This window comes from Streptomyces cinerochromogenes, from assembly GCF_014648635.1.
GTDB classification, from domain to species: Bacteria; Actinomycetota; Actinomycetes; order Streptomycetales; family Streptomycetaceae; genus Streptomyces; species Streptomyces cinerochromogenes.
In genome coordinates, this window is sequence record NZ_BMRM01000021.1 from 20,425 (window position 1) to 36,525 (window position 16,101).

17 protein-coding genes and 2 pseudogenes are annotated in these 16,101 nt (G+C 71.3%); 10 read left to right on the forward strand and 9 right to left on the reverse strand.

The annotated features are described in order from the left end of the window. Nucleotides 1-198: 198 nt before the first annotated feature. From IEZ20_RS32365 to IEZ20_RS32375, 3 genes and pseudogenes are all read left to right on the forward strand, one after another. Nucleotides 199-912, forward strand: coding sequence for a lytic polysaccharide monooxygenase (locus IEZ20_RS32365; protein WP_189305286.1), 714 nt, complete (start codon nucleotides 199-201; stop codon nucleotides 910-912). A gap of 308 nt (nucleotides 913-1,220) precedes the next feature. Further along, on the forward strand, nucleotides 1,221-1,559 hold the full coding sequence (locus IEZ20_RS32370; protein ID WP_189305289.1) for a hypothetical protein: 339 nt from the start codon (nucleotides 1,221-1,223) through the stop codon (nucleotides 1,557-1,559). Between the two features lie 16 nt (nucleotides 1,560-1,575). Beyond that, nucleotides 1,576-1,683: pseudogene (locus tag IEZ20_RS32375) on the forward strand (IS5/IS1182 family transposase); the annotation flags it as partial. Between the two features lie 54 nt (nucleotides 1,684-1,737). On the opposite strand, the gene IEZ20_RS32380 reads toward IEZ20_RS32375, so the two are convergent. Then, nucleotides 1,738-2,589, reverse strand: coding sequence for a DMT family transporter (locus tag IEZ20_RS32380; RefSeq protein WP_229896378.1), 852 nt, complete (start codon nucleotides 2,587-2,589; stop codon nucleotides 1,738-1,740). Nucleotides 2,590-2,722: 133 nt separating this feature from the next. Between IEZ20_RS32380 and IEZ20_RS32385 the strand changes: the two genes are divergently transcribed. Beyond that, entirely contained in the window at nucleotides 2,723-3,625 is a 903-nt protein-coding gene (locus IEZ20_RS32385; protein WP_189305292.1) for a LysR family transcriptional regulator, read from the forward strand. Between the two features lie 95 nt (nucleotides 3,626-3,720). Here IEZ20_RS32385 and IEZ20_RS32390 read toward each other — a convergent pair whose 3' ends face one another. Next, complete coding sequence (locus tag IEZ20_RS32390) at nucleotides 3,721-4,299, reverse strand: TetR/AcrR family transcriptional regulator (protein ID WP_189305294.1); 579 nt, start codon at nucleotides 4,297-4,299, stop codon at nucleotides 3,721-3,723. Nucleotides 4,300-4,390: 91 nt separating this feature from the next. Between IEZ20_RS32390 and IEZ20_RS32395 the strand changes: the two genes are divergently transcribed. Then, entirely contained in the window at nucleotides 4,391-4,837 is a 447-nt protein-coding gene (locus IEZ20_RS32395) for an anthrone oxygenase family protein (RefSeq protein ID WP_189305296.1), read from the forward strand. 112 nt (nucleotides 4,838-4,949) lie between these two features. Next, nucleotides 4,950-5,372 (forward strand): DUF4267 domain-containing protein, encoded by a 423-nt coding sequence (locus tag IEZ20_RS32400; RefSeq protein WP_189305298.1) that lies wholly within the window; start codon nucleotides 4,950-4,952, stop codon nucleotides 5,370-5,372. A 189-nt stretch (nucleotides 5,373-5,561) separates the two neighbouring features. Here IEZ20_RS32400 and IEZ20_RS32405 read toward each other — a convergent pair whose 3' ends face one another. The 3 genes from IEZ20_RS32405 to IEZ20_RS32415 all read right to left on the reverse strand — a co-directional run bounded on the left by IEZ20_RS32405 (nucleotide 5,562) and on the right by IEZ20_RS32415 (nucleotide 7,489). After that, entirely contained in the window at nucleotides 5,562-6,095 is a 534-nt protein-coding gene (locus tag IEZ20_RS32405; RefSeq protein WP_189305300.1) for a 2'-5' RNA ligase family protein, read from the reverse strand. 50 nt (nucleotides 6,096-6,145) lie between these two features. After that, the gene (locus IEZ20_RS32410; protein ID WP_189305302.1) at nucleotides 6,146-6,445 is read right to left on the reverse strand and encodes a hypothetical protein; all 300 of its coding nucleotides are present in this window, start codon (nucleotides 6,443-6,445) and stop codon (nucleotides 6,146-6,148) included. 192 nt (nucleotides 6,446-6,637) lie between these two features. After that, on the reverse strand, nucleotides 6,638-7,489 hold the full coding sequence (locus IEZ20_RS32415) for a methyltransferase domain-containing protein (protein WP_189305304.1): 852 nt from the start codon (nucleotides 7,487-7,489) through the stop codon (nucleotides 6,638-6,640). Between the two features lie 650 nt (nucleotides 7,490-8,139). On the opposite strand from IEZ20_RS32415, the gene IEZ20_RS32420 reads away from it, so the two are divergent. The 3 genes and pseudogenes from IEZ20_RS32420 (at nucleotide 8,140) to IEZ20_RS32425 (ending at nucleotide 9,747) form a co-directional block, all read left to right on the forward strand. Further along, nucleotides 8,140-8,580 (forward strand): hypothetical protein, encoded by a 441-nt coding sequence (locus IEZ20_RS32420; RefSeq protein WP_189305306.1) that lies wholly within the window; start codon nucleotides 8,140-8,142, stop codon nucleotides 8,578-8,580. Nucleotides 8,581-9,120: 540 nt separating this feature from the next. Continuing rightward, nucleotides 9,121-9,228, forward strand: a pseudogene (locus IEZ20_RS40825) (helix-turn-helix domain-containing protein); the annotation flags it as partial. A 27-nt stretch (nucleotides 9,229-9,255) separates the two neighbouring features. After that, the gene (locus IEZ20_RS32425; RefSeq protein ID WP_373304016.1) at nucleotides 9,256-9,747 is read left to right on the forward strand and encodes an SbtR family transcriptional regulator; all 492 of its coding nucleotides are present in this window, start codon (nucleotides 9,256-9,258) and stop codon (nucleotides 9,745-9,747) included. Nucleotides 9,748-9,797: 50 nt separating this feature from the next. On the opposite strand, the gene IEZ20_RS32430 is transcribed toward IEZ20_RS32425, so the two are convergent. Then, nucleotides 9,798-10,229, reverse strand: coding sequence for an ASCH domain-containing protein (locus IEZ20_RS32430; RefSeq protein ID WP_189305308.1), 432 nt, complete (start codon nucleotides 10,227-10,229; stop codon nucleotides 9,798-9,800). Nucleotides 10,230-10,431: 202 nt separating this feature from the next. On the opposite strand from IEZ20_RS32430, the gene IEZ20_RS32435 reads away from it, so the two are divergent. Further along, a complete protein-coding gene (locus tag IEZ20_RS32435; protein WP_308434711.1) occupies nucleotides 10,432-11,283 on the forward strand; it encodes a class I SAM-dependent methyltransferase in 852 nt (283 codons plus the stop codon). A 128-nt stretch (nucleotides 11,284-11,411) separates the two neighbouring features. On the opposite strand, the gene IEZ20_RS32440 is transcribed toward IEZ20_RS32435, so the two are convergent. From IEZ20_RS32440 to tap, 3 genes are all read right to left on the reverse strand, one after another. Continuing rightward, nucleotides 11,412-12,620: a serine hydrolase domain-containing protein gene (locus IEZ20_RS32440; protein ID WP_229896380.1), complete on the reverse strand. Its 1,209-nt coding sequence runs from the start codon at nucleotides 12,618-12,620 to the stop codon at nucleotides 11,412-11,414. A 538-nt stretch (nucleotides 12,621-13,158) separates the two neighbouring features. Continuing rightward, the gene (gene tpg, locus IEZ20_RS32445) at nucleotides 13,159-13,716 is read right to left on the reverse strand and encodes a telomere-protecting terminal protein Tpg (RefSeq protein WP_189305310.1); all 558 of its coding nucleotides are present in this window, start codon (nucleotides 13,714-13,716) and stop codon (nucleotides 13,159-13,161) included. Nucleotides 13,717-13,725: 9 nt separating this feature from the next. Beyond that, on the reverse strand, nucleotides 13,726-16,029 hold the full coding sequence (tap, locus tag IEZ20_RS32450; RefSeq protein WP_189305312.1) for a telomere-associated protein Tap: 2,304 nt from the start codon (nucleotides 16,027-16,029) through the stop codon (nucleotides 13,726-13,728). Between the last annotated feature and the right edge of the window lie 72 nt (nucleotides 16,030-16,101).

Here is a 16,101-nt window from a genome sequence, read left to right on the forward strand (position 1 = left end):
ATTCGGATCACCCGGCTCGTCCTCCCTGGACAACGCGCCCGACAGGGCGCTGGACCACGTCCGAACGTCCGGCGCGGGGAGCGTCTGTCGCCGCGAGCCCTCTTGACCGACCCTGACGTGAGGCTATGGTCTAGACCTAGTCGGGCCCTGGACCGGACCATGACGTGACCACACACTCCCGTAGGAAGGTGAGTTGGCATGAACGCAAGAAGACGGGCGGCTCTCGCGATCGGTGCGCTGGTCGCTCCGGTGCTCGCCGTGAGCCTCCCGGCGAGCACGGCCGGCGCCCACGGATGGGTGACGCTGCCGACGAGCCGTCAGGAACAGTGCGCCGAGGGCGTCGTGGCCTGCGGACAGATCAAGTACGAACCGCAGAGCGTCGAGGGACCGAAGGGCCTGCAGAGCTGTAGCGGCGGACACGCGGAGTACGCCGAGCTCGACGACGACAGCAAGGGCTGGAAAGCCACTTCGGTCGGCACTACGGCGACGTTCACGTGGCACAACACGGCCCGGCACTCCACCGCGAACTGGCAGTACTTCATCAACGGCCAGAAGATCGCCGAGTTCGACGGCCACAACCAGCAGCCGGCCGCGGACGTCAGCCAGCAGGTGAACTTCGGCGGCTTCACGGGCCGGCAGAAGGTGCTCGCCGTCTGGAACATCGCCGACACCGCCAATGCGTTCTATTCCTGCATCGACGTCACCATCGGCGGGAGCAGCGGCGGCGGGGGCAACGGAGGGGGTGGCGGGGGCACCTGCACGGCGCCGACCTGGGACCCCGCCCGGGTCTACAACGGCGGCGACACCGTGTCCTACGAGGGCCACAACTGGCGAGCCAAGTGGTGGGTGACCGGCGACAAGCCCGGAACCACCGGCCCATGGGGTGTCTGGGAGGACCTCGGGGCCTGCTAGGACCTCTCTCGTCCGGATCTCGCCGGGGTGCATGGTGCCGGACACGCGCATCTGCCGCCTTGCCGTCACTCGCCGACGCTCCCCCGTCGACTCCCTCCTCCGCCTCGCGACTGCACGCACCAGAGCCCGTTCGGGTCGGCCAGGAAGTGCCGTCCCCCGGGATAGGGGCTGACCCTGAGGACGAGCCCTGTGGGTCGTCCCGTAACCACTGGCCGAGTCGCGTGACCGAGGCTCTGGGCGGCGGGGGTCCGGGGCCGGGGTCGGATATCCGCGCGACTCCGGCCCGACGGCTGTGGCAGCCTGCGGACATGCCAGAGCTGCGAGAACACGCAGGCCGTCACTACGCCGTCCAGTTCCACTACGCCCTGCCCGACGACGCCTGGGCCGTGGAGCTGAGCGAAGCCGTGCCTGCGCCGGCCGCGAGGGCCGATGTCCCCGACGCGATGACCCACCGGCCCGGAGCTGCCTTCCTGGTGGCCTTCGTCCCCGACGAGGACCCGGCCCTGGAACCGACCGTCCACATCCACAGCCACGACGAGCACATTGTCCCCTACGAGATCATGCGGTGGTTCATGGAACAGGTCGCCGGGCAGGTCGAACGCTGCCGCACTGCCTACGCGCAGCAGGATCCAGAAGCAGTGGAATGATCTCGCCGTGGCTGGCGACCGAGTCCCGCTGGTCGCGGCCTACCGGCGAACGAACCTGACACCAAAACAACTCGCGCCGCTGTTCGGGGGGCCATGGCCGGCGGCGGACCGGATCATCGACCACCGCGTCACCACCGCCGGCCACCCGGGAGCCCCGGCGGTGGCGACCGCCGGTGACTCACCGCCGGCGGGAGATGGCGACACCGGTCAGACAGAGCACGCCGCCGAAGAGCCCGTATACCGTCGGGATCTCCGCGAGCAGCAGCCACGACAACAGCACCGACACGGCCGGAACGGCGTAGGTCACCGCGGACAGCCGGCCGGCGTCCATGCGGCGCAGCGCGTAAGCCCACGCGGTGAAACCGATGGCCGTGGGGAACACGCCCAGATAGACGGCGCCTAGCACCACTCCGGTGGACGCCACCTTCAGCTCGCCGACCAGCTGCGGCGCCCAGGGCAACAGGACCACGGTGGCGACGACACAGCCGAGCCAGATCGCGGTCAGCCCGTCGACGTGGCGCAACGTGACCTTCTGGATCATGACGCCCGCGGCGTAGAGCGCTGCGGCCAGCAGGCACAGCAGAACGCCTGCCCAGTCGCGCTGTACGGTTGCCCCGGTCGCGATGAGCGCGGTTCCGCCCAGTGCGACGAGCGCGCCGGCGATGAGGGACCGTGAGAAGCCTTCACCGAGGAACTTCCCGGCGGCGATGGCGACAAGCAGCGGCGCGAGGTTCACCAGCAGTGCGGCGGTCCCCGCATCGACGTGCCGTTCCCCCGCGTTGAGGGCGACGGTGTAGCCGGCGAGCCACAGCACGGCGTACGCCGCGATCAGCAGGAACGCCTTGCGGGACAGGCGGACACGGACCGCCCGCCTGGCCGCCGCGATCACCGTGAGCGTGACGGCCGCGATGCCGAGCCGGAGCAGCGCCAACGGCGCAGGGGACAACGCGTGCCCGACGCCGCGGATGGCAACGAAGGCCGAGGCCCACAGCACTACCGCGAGCCCGGCGGCGGCCGCGATCTTGCCCATGTCTGTTCTGCCGGCGCCGGTGGGTCGGGCGGTCTCAACTAGATCGGTCACCCAGGCATCATGATCCCCGCGTTCTGTACAGCACAAGCGGCGAGTTCTGCACATCCGTTAAGCAGAGCTGTACATTGACAGCATGCTGGACATCCCACGGCTCCGCGTCCTGCGGGCGGTCGTCGCGACAGGTTCGATCCGCGCGAGCGCCTCCGCGCTCGGCTACACACCGTCCGCGGTGAGCCAGCAGCTCGCCACACTCCAGCGGGAGACCGGGCTGCAGCTGTTCGAACGGTCCGGTCGCGGCATCGAGCCCACCGCGGCCGGCCGGGCCCTCGCGGCCGAGGCCGAGACGCTGTTCGAGGCGATCAGCCGGGTCGAGCGGGTGGTCGGCGATCTGCGCGCCGACCGGGTCGGCAGCCTTTCGATCGGCTACTTCGGCTCGGCCGGCGCCCCGTGGTTGGCGCCGACCGTTGCCGCGCTGCGTGCCGAGTTCCCGGATCTCCGGCTGGACCTGCTGCTGACCGAGTTCGGGTCGGGCGACCCGGACGTCGACATCTTCGTGGAGGAGAAGGGTGTCGAGCGCCCCGGGTCCGTCGATGTGCACAGGCTCGCCGAGGACCCCTACCTCGCCGTCGTCCGCGTCGACGATCCCCTCGCCGAGGTGCCGGAGGTGCCGTTGGCGGACCTCGCCGAGCGGCATTGGGTGGACAACGAACCCCGCGAAGGGGCGTGCCGCCAGGTACTCCTCAACGCCTGCGCACAAGCCGGGTTCGCCCCGAGTTTCGTGGTGGAGACACACGACTACCGGACCGCGATGTCCTTCGTGGCAACGGGAATCGGGCTGACCGTGGTGCCGGCGCTCGGTATCGGCGAGCTGCCGGAGGACCTGACGACCGTCGCGCTGGTGTCCCCCACTCCGGTCCGGTATCTGAGTCTCGCGGTGAAGAAGTCGATCGCACGGCACCCCGCCGCCCGCCGTGCCGTCGAGTTGCTGGAAGGCATGGTGTGCGCGGGTACATCCCGAGCGGGCGAAAGGCGTTGAGGTAGCGGGCGCCGCGTGTGCGACGCTGCCCGCGCCACGGGGCCCGAGGGCCTCGGCTGCGTGCCCGCCGGAGCGCGACGGGCACGGCGATGGTGTCAGACCATGGCGAGCCGGTCCACCAGCAACTCCACCCTCGGCTCGGCGTACTCGGGCAGCAGGCGGCTCGCGCGGGTCAGGGTGGCGAGCCCGTGCAGGGATGCCCAGAACACCTCGGTGAACAGCCCCGGGTCGATGCCGTTCCCGGCGACCTCGGCCAGGGACTCCATCAGCGCGGCGAAGGCGTCCTTCAGTGGCTCCGGGGTGTCCTCCTGCGCGTACGCCAGGCCGCCGTCGAGCTGGAAGATGGCGTCGTACACCGCCGGGTTGCGCTCGGCGAAGTCGAGGTAGGCGCGGGCCAGGGCGGCGACCCGGTCGCGCGGGCCGTCCACGCCGGCGGTCGCGGCACGCACCGCCGCGGCCAGCTCGGCGGCACCCTCCAGGGCGACGGCGCCGATGATCTCGCGCTTGCCGCGGAAGTGGCTGTAGAGGACGGGCTGGCTGTACTCGATCTGCTCGGCGAGCCGGCGGGTGGTGACCGCGTCCCAGCCCTGCTGCTCGGCGAGTTCACGGGCCGCCGCCACGATGAGGCGTTCGCGGGCCGCGCGTTCGCGCTCCTTGCGTTCCTTTACCGACATGAATCGATCCTAGCACTGCTAGACAATCGAGCGGCAGCAGTACTAGCGTTGCCTCATCCGCTAGCGCTGCTAGCTCAATGGAGGGATCGTCATGTTCGACACGCTCGAAGTCGTCACCACCGTCGTCGTCGGCCTGATGGTGGGGGTGGAGTTCTCCGTCGCCTTCATCATGAACCGGATCCTGGACGCGCTCCCCGAGGACAGCGGGCAACTCGGCCACGCCCACGGCGGCCGGATGCTCGGCGCCCTGATGCCGTTCTGGTACGTAGGCTCGCTCGTCCTCAGCGCGATCTGGGCTGTCGCCGGATGGCACCGCCCCGGCGCCGGACTCGTCGTCACCGCCGCCGGCCTGCTGATCGTCAGCGTGGTCATGTCGATGCTGCTGCTCGTTCCGATCAACAACCGGAACAGGACCTGGACCCCCGAGAACCGGCCCGCCGACTGGAAGCAGCAACTGAACCGCTGGGGCCGCTACCACTACGTCCGCGTCGCCGTCATCATCGCCGCCTTCACCCTGCTGGTCGCCGCCCTCACCTGAGACCGCCGCTGCCCCGGCATGCACTGGTTCGCCCCTGTATGCCGGCGGCTCTCACGACTGACCGGGCTCTACGAAGCTCACCAAGCTGACGAAGACTCAAAGGAGAAGAACCATGTGGCTGAAGAAGAGCAACACCATCCTGGCCACCGCCTTCATCCTCTTCATCCTCTGGTTCGGGACGGAATTCATCCTGAGCCCGCAGACGACGGCGCCTGGATTCGGCCTGCCGAGCTGGCCGTCGGGCGACGGCGACGGCTTCCTGATCGTCAAGGGAATCCGCGACGTCGTCCTGGCCCTGGTCCTGGGCGTCCTGCTGGTGACGGGCCACCGCCGGGCGCTGGGCTGGGTGCTGCTGGTGGAGGCCCTCGCTGCGTACGGCGACATGGCCACCGTGCTGGCCCACCACGGCTCCGTGGCCACCGCTCTCGGCGTCCACTGCCTGACCGCGACGCTGATGGTGGTCAACGGCTTGCTGATACTGCTCGAGACCCGCAAGGTCGCGGTCGCGGTGCGGCCGGCGACATCGGCCGGCTGATGTCGCCACCCGCTACGACAAGACCGCCGAGCCCGACCGCCCTCACCTGTACGGCCGGATCCTTTGACGACGGAACCTGGTGGCAGGGGGGGGCTCAAGGATGCTTTTGCGCTGGTCGATGCGGAGCGCCGTGACGAAGCCCGCGGACTTCTGACCGCACGGCGAGCCGAGATCACCCGTCCGGGGCGCTCAGGGGCGGGGCTTCAGCACCTCCAGGGCGCCGGTCTCGGTGTCGTAGCTGCGCAGGGTGGTCAGCCGGAGCGACAGCGGCGGCGCCGGTAGCAGCTCGGCAATCCGCCGGTCGGCGAAGGCACCGGCCCGCCGGGTCCGGCCCAGGGTGATGTGCGGGCGCCAGCGCCCCGGTTCATGGAAGGGGTTGAGGGTCGCGGGCGGGCTGTCCGAGGCCACCGCCTCCCACACCCGGCGGTGCAAGTCGGCCAGCGCGGAGTCGAGGTCCAGCTCCCAGGCCAGCACCGAGGTGGGCCGCTCGAAGCGGACCACGCCGGTGAACCGCACCGGCAGCGGCAGGGCGGCGGCCACCTCGGCGAGCTCCCAGCGGATGGGGGCGGTCAGCTCCGGGCAGGCCGCCAGGGTGAGGTGCGGGCTGTTGGTCGGTGAACGGTGGCGCGCCTGACTAGGCAGCCCCGCGTCCGCGAGCCGCCGCCAGGCCTCCCGGACCGCTAGCTCTGCCGCCTCATCCACCAGGAGCTCGACCGTGCGCACCGCCGCAGCCTACCGGGTGATCGCTTGCGGCTCCGCCGCCGGCCGAGCCGTCAGACCTGGCCGTCATCCGGGCCGTCAGGCCGGGCCGCCAGACCGAGCCGCCAGACCGAGCCGTCATCCGGGCCGCCAAACCGAGCCGTCAGGCCGGCCGAGCGGGGCCCCCGGCGGTCGGTCTCCTCGATGACGGCTTCCGCCGCATGGCGCGGGAGTGCCCTGCATTGTGTCCTCCGCGTCCGGTGGATACCGTCCGGCGAGCCCGTCACGTTGATGGCCGCCCGTCTGAACACGGCCCCGCAGCCGCCGGGCCTGGCGCGCGACGGTGTGCCGGCCGCTCTGGACGCCTTGGTCATGGCCCTCCTCGCCAAGGGCCCCGACGGCCGTCCCCCATCGGCGGCCGAGGTATGCGACGCCCTTCGCCTCCTCCACGTCACGCCACCGGCAGCTTCTCCTGGCGACGCCCTGCCTTCCCTGTGCTGGAGGGAAGGCCGGGCGTCAGGCGTGCCGCTGCTCATCGGTCGGCGGGCGTAGGTGCCCGCTCGTGGTCACCGAGGCTGGTAGGCGGTGGCCAGCACGGAGACGGTGACCTGGTCGGGCAGGAAGCCGTCATTGCTCAGGTCCGCACGGCTGACGTGGCGTGCACTCGGCGTCATCGCTACCAGGTCCAGGGCATCCGGCCTGCTCAGGGGCGCGGTGTACTCCACTTCTTCGGTGACGGCAGCCTCGAAGAAGGGGTGCAGTGCCCGGTGCAGGCGCTCTTCCTTGACCGGATCGATCGCGATGACCGCGGGCAACCGACCGCGCAGCTCGGCCAGGTGTCGCCTGGTGGGACGTATCACGATCAGCCGGCCAGTGGGGCGCAGGACGCGATGGAACTCGGCTGGGTTGCGCGGGGCGAACACGTTCAGCACGACGTCGGCCACCCGGTCTGCCAGCGGAAAGGGACGGAAGACGTCCCAGGCCACTGCGGCGGCTCGCTCGTGAGCGCGGGCTGCCGAGCGCAGCGCGCGCACCGATGTGTCCAGGCCCAGGCCCCGGGCGCCGGGTATCTGGTCGAGTACGCCGGCCAGGTAGTAGCCCGTGCCGCACCCCACGTCCACAACCGTGGGCCGCCCGGATACGGCGTCGGACGCCAGACGGGCCCCGGCTTTGCGGAGGGGCGCGTAGGTGCCGGTGGACAGGAACCGGTCCCGGGCCTGGACCATGGCTGCGTCGTCGCCGCTGGTGGCGCGAGTGCCCGTCAGCAGGCCGGCGTAGCCGTGGCGGGCGATGTCGAAGGTGTGGCCCACCGGGCAGCGCAGCGCGCCGCGGTCGGGCTGCAGGTCGCGTGAGCGGCACGTTGGGCAGCACAGCAGGTCGAGGGACTGTTCGAGGGCTGGGGGAAGCGACACGGACACGAGGCACTCCAGGAAAGGGGGAAGGGAGGAGACCGTGCCTGCACGCGCGCTCGGACCGTCGTTGCCGGGAAAGGGCCGGGCAGCGTCGGGAACGTAGTTTTACGCAGCAGGCACACCACGAAGGGCGACGCCGTCCGGCATCGCCCTCAACGCCTTCCGGTCACAGGAAGCAGCAGTGCGGGGTGCTCATGAATGCCACGTCATCAGTTTACGAGCACCGTCAAACCCTTTAGTCACCACGCCAGTTGGGAGACACGGCCCAAAGGGTGTCGCAGACGGCTTGGGCGGGTTGGGCGGGTTGGGCCGACGGCTTGGGTGACGGCTGGCCCGCTGGTTCAAGCCGCCATGACGAGGTTGTGCAGGGTGGCGACGGTCGTCGGCGTGCCCAGGAAGAGTGGGCCGCGCCTTGGATGTGGTGTGTGAGGAGGCGGCGGTCGTGGAACGCGTAAGCATTGCCGAAGGAATATCCGGTGCGGGATTCGGCGACCGCAGGAAATGACCCCCCTGGCTGGGCGTTCGTCCGAATCCTGCATGGGTGTACATATCCGCCCTCTCGGGCACACTGGCCCGCAGGAACCGCCTGGTCAGCCTGCGCCTGTACGTCCCGTTGCGGGCGCGCCGTCGCCGTTGCGCGGGCGTAGTGTCCTGGTATGGGTGACGACGCACGCTGTAGCTGGTGCGGGGCGGCCCTTCCGGACTCCGCCGGTGCGGGCCGCCGGTACTGCCACGCCGGGCACCGGCAGGCGGCCTGGCGGGCCAGGCGGCGCTGGAGCAAGGCCGAGACCGCCCGGCGCACCCTGGTCACCGTCGGCTCTCTGCTCCTGACGCAGGTCCAGCGGGAACTGGCCGGCATGGCCGCCGGCAGAGGCAGGGCGCCGGAGGGGGCCGCGCATTGCACGGCCGTCGCCCGCATTCCCCGCCTGACCGACCTTCTGGTGCGCCTGGCCGTGCCGGCGGACCGGCAGGCCGGAGCCGGCTGGCCGCAGGTCGGCAGGGCGCTGGGCATGAGCGGCGAGGCCGCCCGCGCCCGCTTCACCCGCAGGGGCCCCTTCGACGGCCGACCGGGACCGGACGATGCCCCGCCACGGTGAACCACCCGCCGCAAGGCCGACGGAACAGGCCCTGGATGAGGCACTGGTCGCGGCCGTGCGCCGCACCGGGGCCACCGCCGGCGGCCTCTACCTGCTGGATGCCCAGCGGAAGGTGCTGTGCCTGGTGGTGACCGGCGGCCTGCCCGCCGAGTACGCCGATCCCTGGACGCGCATCGCGCTGGCCTCCCCGGCCTCGGTGGCAGACGCCGTGCGCGAGGACCGCCTGGTGTGGATCGGCAGCCTGGAAGAGCTGGCCCGTTGCTATCCGCGTGCCGCCGCCACTCAGCCCTACCACTTCTGTCTGGCGGCCGCGCCCGTCTCCGGACCCGGCACCTGCCGGGGCGCCCTGCTGCTGTTGTGGCCCGCCGGCCACTCCCCGGGCGTCAGCCGGCGCGAACGCGCCCGCGTGACGCATGCCGCCCACCGCATCAGCGGCCTGCTGAAGGCCTCCGGCGAACCGCCCGTCATCCCTGAGCAGCCGCGCCTGGTCCATGTCCACCAGCTGGACACCGCAACGACACCCGCCTCTTCAAGGCCGCGCGCGAGGTTTTCGCCGAGCGCGGCTGGGACGCTCCCGTCTCCGAGATCGCCCGCCGTGCCGGCATCGGAATGGGCAGTCTCTACCGCCGCTACCCCAGCAAGGAGCTGCTGGCCCAGCGCATGCGGATCGCGGGGATGGAACAACTCGTCACGCAGGCACGAACCGCGCTGGCCGAGGAACCCGACCCCTGGGCCGCGCTCGTTCGCTTCTTCCGCGACGCGTTGACCGTCCAGGGGACGGACGGTCCGCTCCTGCCCCTGGTCGGTGGCAGGCTGCCGGCCACCGACGAGGTGCGGGCCGCCGCGGAACGGCTGCGCTCCGCCCTGGACGACCTGCTGGACCGCGCCCACCGGGCGGGCGTGCTGCGCGCCGACTTCACGTCCGCCGACATCCCCCTGCTGCTCGAACACCTCACCCCACGGATTCCCGTGGCCGGCGAGCGCGCCACGGCGCTGCACCTGCGCTACCTCGACCTGGTCCTCGCCGGGCTGCGCGCCCCAGGCCCCGGTCAGCCCAAGGCCCTGCACGGCCCGGCACCGCAATGGGAAGAACTGCGAGAGCTGTGGAATGCCCCTGAAGTGGGCGCGAACGGCCCCGCCGCCGAGGACGGCCCGGCATCGAGTTGATCAAGTCGGGATGGTCCGCCGGGGACGAGCTCTCCTCGAGTCGGTCGGGATCACCGGTCAGGCGGGGCATCGGGCGCGACCACCCGAAAGCGTTGAGCAACGACGAGCGTGTCATCGTCAATGACGGGGGTACGACCCAGGAAGTCGCTCACGCCGTCGCTCCGGAAGAACTCTTCGTGGGCCACCCGCCACCGTGCCACATCGGAGTAGCCGCGCCCTTCGGCTCGCGCGAAGTCGTCGTCGATCTCCTTCATCGGAACGACCCGCACATCGACGAGCTCGATCGTGACGGCCGGACGGCCCTCGGAATCGAGCACCGAGAACCGCTGGCCGGTCTGCGGCACCGCCTCTCCGGCGTGCTCGTAGATCTCCAGGAGACCCGTGAGTGCGGTCTTCTGACCGCTCAAGATCGCCGCGACGCCACGGTCACGTTCCGGACCGGGGAAGGCAAGTTCAAGAGTCGGAAGATCGTCGTGCCCCATCGGGAGATCGTACGGAGCCCAGTCGCGCTGATCAATGGTCGTCGCCCCGCTGGCCCTCGCACCGGTCACGCAGGCGGCTTGGCTTCGCCTTCAACACTCCCCCCAGAGGCGCGCGCCGGGTCGAAACTGACGTCTCGTTGCGAGACCCGAATTGTCCGACGGGTCATCAGACCCCATGGAAGCCATCATCTAGGCTGGCGCGGTGACTGATGAGCAGGAGTGGGTGCAGCCGTCGGGGGTGTGGGCCACGGCGGTGGGGGTGGCCAGGGTGCGAGCGCTGGAGACCGAGCGGGAGAACGCGCTGTTCCGCGACCCGCTGGCACAGGCCTTCGCCGCCGCCGGCGGCCTGTGGCCCTCCTCGCCGCCGCTGCCCGATGACGAGGCCGCGCGACGCCGCCGGCTGGCCGTGTCGTTCTCCATCGTCATCAGAACGAAGTTCCTCGACGACCTGTTGCGGCAGGCCTCCGCGTCCGGAGTCCGGCAGGTCGTCCTTCTCGGCGCCGGCATGGACAGCCGGGCCTTCCGGATGGACTGGCCCGAGGGCACCCGGCTGTTCGAGGTCGACACCGCCGAGCCACTGGACTTCAAGGCAGCGGTGCTGCGACAGGAGCGGGCCGTCCCACGCTGCGAGCGGATCACAGTCCCGGTGGATCTGCGTGAGGACTGGCCGGGCGCGCTGGCCGCCGCGGGGCACGACCCGGCCGAGCCGACCGCGTGGATCGCCGAAGGACTGCTGATCTATCTACCCGAGGACGCGGTGGAGCTGCTGTTGGCCCGGATCAGCACGCAGTCGGCGGCAGGCAGTCAGTTGGGGCTGACATTGGGCTCACGCGGCGTGATCGAGCGATTCGGTGCGGACGCCGCGCCCGGATCGGCGGCGTCCATGTGGGTCTCGGAGATGCCCGACGACCCGGTGGGCTGGCTGGCCGGGCACGGCTGGGAGGCCGACAGCCACACCCTGCGCGAGCGCGCTGCCGCCTACGGCCGCCCGATCAACACCCCGCCGCAGCGCGAGGAGCGGCCCGGCGGACTGATCTCGGCCATTCGCCGGTAGAGCGTCTCCGGGTGCCCGGACCGGGCCGGCGCCCGGATGAGCTGATGGACCTGGCCAGGACCTCCTACTGCTCCGTCCACGACGACCAGGACAAGAACCATGCCGGGATCCTGCTCAGCGGGGTGAGGTCAGCCGCCGGGGCAGAACTCCTTGTCGAGGACGCCGTCGAGCTGGGAGGGGTCGGCCCAGTCCGAGTTCAGGGCCACGGTCGCGGCGTGCGAGCCGTCCGCCGTGGCGGCGGTGTAGGACAGGTAGCCCTGGGTCTGCCCGCCGTGTCCCCAGATCGTCCGGCCGCACGGCAGTTTCCGCTCGAACAGTCCCAGGCCGTACGAGAGGTGGGGAATGAGGGGCACGGTGGTGCGCATCTGCTTCAGGTAGGACTGGGGTACCAGGGTGCCGTTCATCAGGTGTGCGATGAAGCGGGCCAGGTCGGGCGCGGTGGAGATGATCTGACCGCCGGCGCCGGGGATGGTGGGGCTCATCTCGGTGACGTCGTAAATCCGCGCGGAGGGAGCGGTCTCGCCGAGCTTGGAGTATCCGTGCAGGTTGGGTGCGGGCAGGCCGGTGGCGGTGCCGGGGACGGTGGTGGAGGTGAGGCGGAGCGGGTTGATGATGGTGCGCCGGATCTGGTCCGCGTACGAACGCCCCGACGCCTTCTCGATGATCAGACCGGCCAGGGCGTAGTTGGTGTTGGAGTAGTGCCATCCCTGACCCGGGGAGTGGTAGGGCGGGTGGGCCAGGGCGATCTTGATGACCTGCTGCGGGGTGAAGCGGTCGAACCGGTTGCGGAGGAAGCCTTCGCCGTGGAGGTGGGTGCGGGCCAGGTCGGCGTCCTCGGTGTAGTCGAACAGACCACTGGTGTGGTTCAGCAGCTGGCGGACGGTGATCCGGCGGCCGTCGTTGCCGTTGCCCGTCACCAGCCCGGGCAGCCACTTCTCGACCGTGTCGTCGAGGCGGAGTCGCCCCTGGGCGGCCAGCTGCACGACGGCGGTGGCGGTGAAGATCTTGGTGATGCTGCCGACGCGGAAACGGTCGCCGACGGCGGGGGCACGCAGGGTGCCGCGCTCGGCCGTACCACTGGACGTGAACCAAGGGCCGTCTGCGTCCCGGACGTAGGCGAGCGCCCCAGGCGTTCCGGTCCGCAGGAGGTCGCGCACCGCTTGCCGGGTGGCCTCGTGGTCCGACGCCGCGGTCGACGCACCGGCAGCGGACGGGCCTGCGGCGGACGTCCTGGCCACCGGTGTGGCCGGCCGGTACGGGGTCGCCGCCGCGGCGGGGGCTGCCACGGACAGCAGCGCCAGGGCGGCCGTAGCCGCGATCGCGGACTTCACTCTCATCAACTGCTCCGCTTCGTGTACCGGTACGGCGTGGTACGGGGTGATGGGGGCGTTGGGCAGGCGCGATTCCGCGTCGCGCCGTCAGCGGCCGCCGACGCGCCACTCAGCCTGGCCGCCCGGGCGCGGCGCAGTGCCGCCGCTTGGCCTCGGGACGGTCACGCCGGCGGGGCCGGGTGAGACCGCGTTCGGCTGAAGTGCAGGACGTCGGGCGAGGCGTCACGGAAGCGTCCGTACTCGCGAGGGAGCCGCGTGGCGACTGCGGTTCGCGGGGGTCACGGTCATCATCGTGGCGTCGTCCGCCTGCGCTGTCGGCGAGGCGCCACAGCTGCCGGCCCGGCATCACCCGATCGGGCCGGGCCGGTGCCGTTCAACGAGCAACCAGGCGCCCCCCTGTCCGGAGAGGCGACGGGTGCATGGCCGGCGGCGAAAGCACCCGGCCCGGCCAGACAGATCCGCCGGCTCGATCGCTCATCCGACGGATGAAGCGCCAAGTCACACTCGTGCGGGGGCGTAAGTCGTTCGGCCCGCCCCCGCGCCGCTACAGGTCGAACTCCAGATGCTCGATGTCGGTGAAGCGGACTTCCTCCAGCTGGCCCGCGCGGCTGCCACTGTCCTGGAAGTACACGTCCTTGAGCGCTTCGGCGGTGATCTGCCGCAGCTGCTGGTCCCCGGCGCCGGCCTCCTGGGCGTCGAAGAGGCGGGCGGCGTACTGCGGGGGCAGGGCGACGGTCAGGTGCCGGATGCGGGAATCGTCGGTCGTGCCGATCGGCGCCGTGTAGCCGAGCCGGGCGCGGGTGTCGACGACGATGCCGCCGGTCGTCGCCGCGCGCTCCTTGGCCTTGGCACGGATCTGCGGCTGCCACCGCGCTTTCACTTCGCGCTCCAGGCGGGCGGCGAGGTCCGGACGCGGCTTCTTGATCTGGCCCTTCACGTACCGTTCGACGGTGCGCTGGGAAATGCGCAGCATCTGGGCGACCGGCCTGGTTCCCTTGAGCTGCTTGACCAGGTAGCGCATCTGCGCGGGCGCGCTCTTGGGCACCGGGCGGGTGAACGCCTTCTGTACCGCGGTGTCCAGGCCGTCCCCGAACAGGCTCATCGCCCTCTCCTACTCTCCGTTGTCGGCGTCGGTGACGGTGCCGTCCTTGATGTACCGGGCGAGGTTGAGTTCCGGGGCGTCGAACCGGTCGCGGACCTCCTCGCCCCACAGCACGCTCTGGGTACCCTCGTGCTTGACCAAGCCCGGGTTGACGCCGAGCCTGAAGCCGCCGGGCAGCGGCTTGCCGTCCGGGTAGGGCAGGAAGTCCAGCGGCGATGCGCCGCCCGCCGCGTAGACGACGCAGTCGGACAGGATCGCCACCGGGTACTGGCCGGTGAACGCCGCGTGCTTGAGGATCTTGCGGTGGAGGTTGATGCGCGTGCGGGAGATGACCGCCGCGCGGATGTCCGGCCGCCAGGTCGGGCGGGACAGGGCCCGCCACGGCTCCCCGGGCCGCCAGCGCTCACCGCGCGGGCGTTCGCGGAGCTTGCCGATGCCACCCTTGACCGTAGCCTTGATCGCCGAGACGACGATCGCCAGCTGCGGGTCGCGTTCCTTGTAGCCGTCCATCGCCGTCAGGAAGTCGACCGGTGCCATGTCCGCGTGCACGCCGAGATCGGCCATCGTGGTGAGGTAGGCGTCGCGCAACCGCTGGTACCAGCCGTCCAGATAGCGGCCGTTGTCGTAGCGGACGTACGCCTCGATCGGCGCGACCTCGTAGCCCAGCTCCACGGCGTAGGCGACGGTGGGTGTGGCGTACCAGGCCGGGCCGTCCGGGCGCTCGCCCTTCGGAGTGAACGGGCTGGGCAGCAGACCGGCGTCCAGCTCCACCCACTTGTCCTTGCCGGCCTTCACCCGCGACAGGTCGACGTGGGACAGGTCCACCAGCCACGAACCGGGCAGCTTCGGGTCGAACACCGGGGCCTTGACGTGTGTCGGCGCACCGAGGCCGACGACCAGGCCGTTGGCGCCGGCGGCGAAGGCGAGGTTGACGTCGATGCCGACCAGGTACGGCTGGGTGCACTCGGTATCCGTCATCGGCCGCGCCCAGTCGTACGCCTCCTCGAACAGCTTCTCGCCGGGGCCGCGGAGATGGAAGCGCGGCAGGTCCGCCAGGAGCGGGTGCCCGTCGGGGGCCTCGCACGGCGCCGGGTCGACAGGGTCCCGGCCCAGCGAGCCGGGGTTGTGCTCGGAATGCCGCCGACCGTCCGCGTCGGGTGCGGAGGCGCGGGTCGGCGGGTGCAGCGCGGTCATCAGCTCCAGACCGGTCACGGCCGCGGAGCCGCGCGGCGTCATCACCCGCGACGCGTACACGCCCAGCACACGGGCGAGGTCCGCGGGCGGAAGCTGCCCGGCCTCGCCCCAGTAACGGGAGTCGAGCGCGTGCCAGGACGGGATGCACAACTGCACGCAAGCCCGCCCGGATCCGGTGGCGGGGCGGTAGATCCGCGCCCACGGCCCGAACCCGCGCTTGGTCAGCTTCCAGTCGGCGCGGGTCAGCTGCTTGACGGCCTTGTGGCCCTCCGGGATCCGCCCGGCGAGCCGCTCCTCATCCGTCAGGGCGACGGGAAGGCCGTAGTGCCTGAGGGCGGCCTCGGTGAGCACGAGCAGCGGATCGGCGTCCTTACCCGGTCCGGACAGCCTCGGCTGCCCGAGCCGCGCCTCGGTGAGTGTCCACTCCACCAAGGCCGGGAGGGACCTGGCGGGCACGTCCAGGACCAGGCCACCGGTGCAGTACGCCACCACCTGGCCCCCGGCGTCGACGCCGACGACCGCGAGCGGACCATTGCCGAAGCGGAGGTCGGTATCGCCCACCGCGGGGTTGGCCGGGGCCGCCTTCTTCAGGCTTGAACGACGCGGCGCCGGCCTGCTCCCGGCGCTGTCCCCCGCGCGAGACGCGGCGGCCGGTGCACGAACAGCGGCAGCGGCAGCGGGAGCAGGAGCAGGTCGGTCCCGGCTCTCCTCGACAGCAACGGGACGGCCCCGGGTGGTCTCGGCAGCGGTCTCGGCCGCGGCCTGGATCGGCCGGCCGGTGGAGCCAGGCCGTGCCTCCGGTGCCGGGGCCGCCGGGTCGGTGGACGTCTCGGGCACCGCCGCGTCCTCGTCCTGGGCGTCCGCGTCGGCCGGGGCGGGGTAGAGCTTCGCGAGCCCGTCGAGCAGACGCGCGTACGCATCCCGTTCCGGCGGGCGGGGCTCGGTCTTCCCGGCTTCCCAGCCGCTGACCGTCGCCCGGCGCACCTGCAGCGCCGTGGCGACCTCGTCGATCGTCAGGCCGTGAGCCTTCCGCAGACGCCTGCGTTCCGCCGGCCGCGGCAGCGGGGCGCGGGACGCAAGCAGCGCATCGACCGCCTCGAACAACTCACCCTGCGACATGGAACACCTCCCGACCGACAGAGTAGCCCCGCTTCCGTACGAACACCGTACATTCAGCGTACGAACCGCTCC

Coding starts and splice junctions, on each gene's coding strand:
- IEZ20_RS32385 (WP_189305292.1), top strand. CDS start 2,723: ATGCTGGACATCCCACGGCTCCGCGTCCTGCGGGCGGTCGTCGCGACA.
- IEZ20_RS32365 (WP_189305286.1), top strand. CDS start 199: ATGAACGCAAGAAGACGGGCGGCTCTCGCGATCGGTGCGCTGGTCGCT.
- IEZ20_RS32400 (WP_189305298.1), top strand. CDS start 4,950: ATGTGGCTGAAGAAGAGCAACACCATCCTGGCCACCGCCTTCATCCTC.
- IEZ20_RS32370 (WP_189305289.1), top strand. CDS start 1,221: ATGCCAGAGCTGCGAGAACACGCAGGCCGTCACTACGCCGTCCAGTTC.
- IEZ20_RS32440 (WP_229896380.1), bottom strand. CDS start 12,620: ATGAGAGTGAAGTCCGCGATCGCGGCTACGGCCGCCCTGGCGCTGCTG.
- IEZ20_RS32380 (WP_229896378.1), bottom strand. CDS start 2,589: ATGGGCAAGATCGCGGCCGCCGCCGGGCTCGCGGTAGTGCTGTGGGCC.
- IEZ20_RS32395 (WP_189305296.1), top strand. CDS start 4,391: ATGTTCGACACGCTCGAAGTCGTCACCACCGTCGTCGTCGGCCTGATG.
- IEZ20_RS32390 (WP_189305294.1), bottom strand. CDS start 4,299: ATGTCGGTAAAGGAACGCAAGGAGCGCGAACGCGCGGCCCGCGAACGC.
- tap (WP_189305312.1), bottom strand. CDS start 16,029: ATGTCGCAGGGTGAGTTGTTCGAGGCGGTCGATGCGCTGCTTGCGTCC.
- IEZ20_RS32425 (WP_373304016.1), top strand. CDS start 9,256: ATGGAACAACTCGTCACGCAGGCACGAACCGCGCTGGCCGAGGAACCC.
- IEZ20_RS32420 (WP_189305306.1), top strand. CDS start 8,140: ATGGGTGACGACGCACGCTGTAGCTGGTGCGGGGCGGCCCTTCCGGAC.
- IEZ20_RS32410 (WP_189305302.1), bottom strand. CDS start 6,445: ATGACCAAGGCGTCCAGAGCGGCCGGCACACCGTCGCGCGCCAGGCCC.
- tpg (WP_189305310.1), bottom strand. CDS start 13,716: ATGAGCCTGTTCGGGGACGGCCTGGACACCGCGGTACAGAAGGCGTTC.
- IEZ20_RS32430 (WP_189305308.1), bottom strand. CDS start 10,229: ATGGGGCACGACGATCTTCCGACTCTTGAACTTGCCTTCCCCGGTCCG.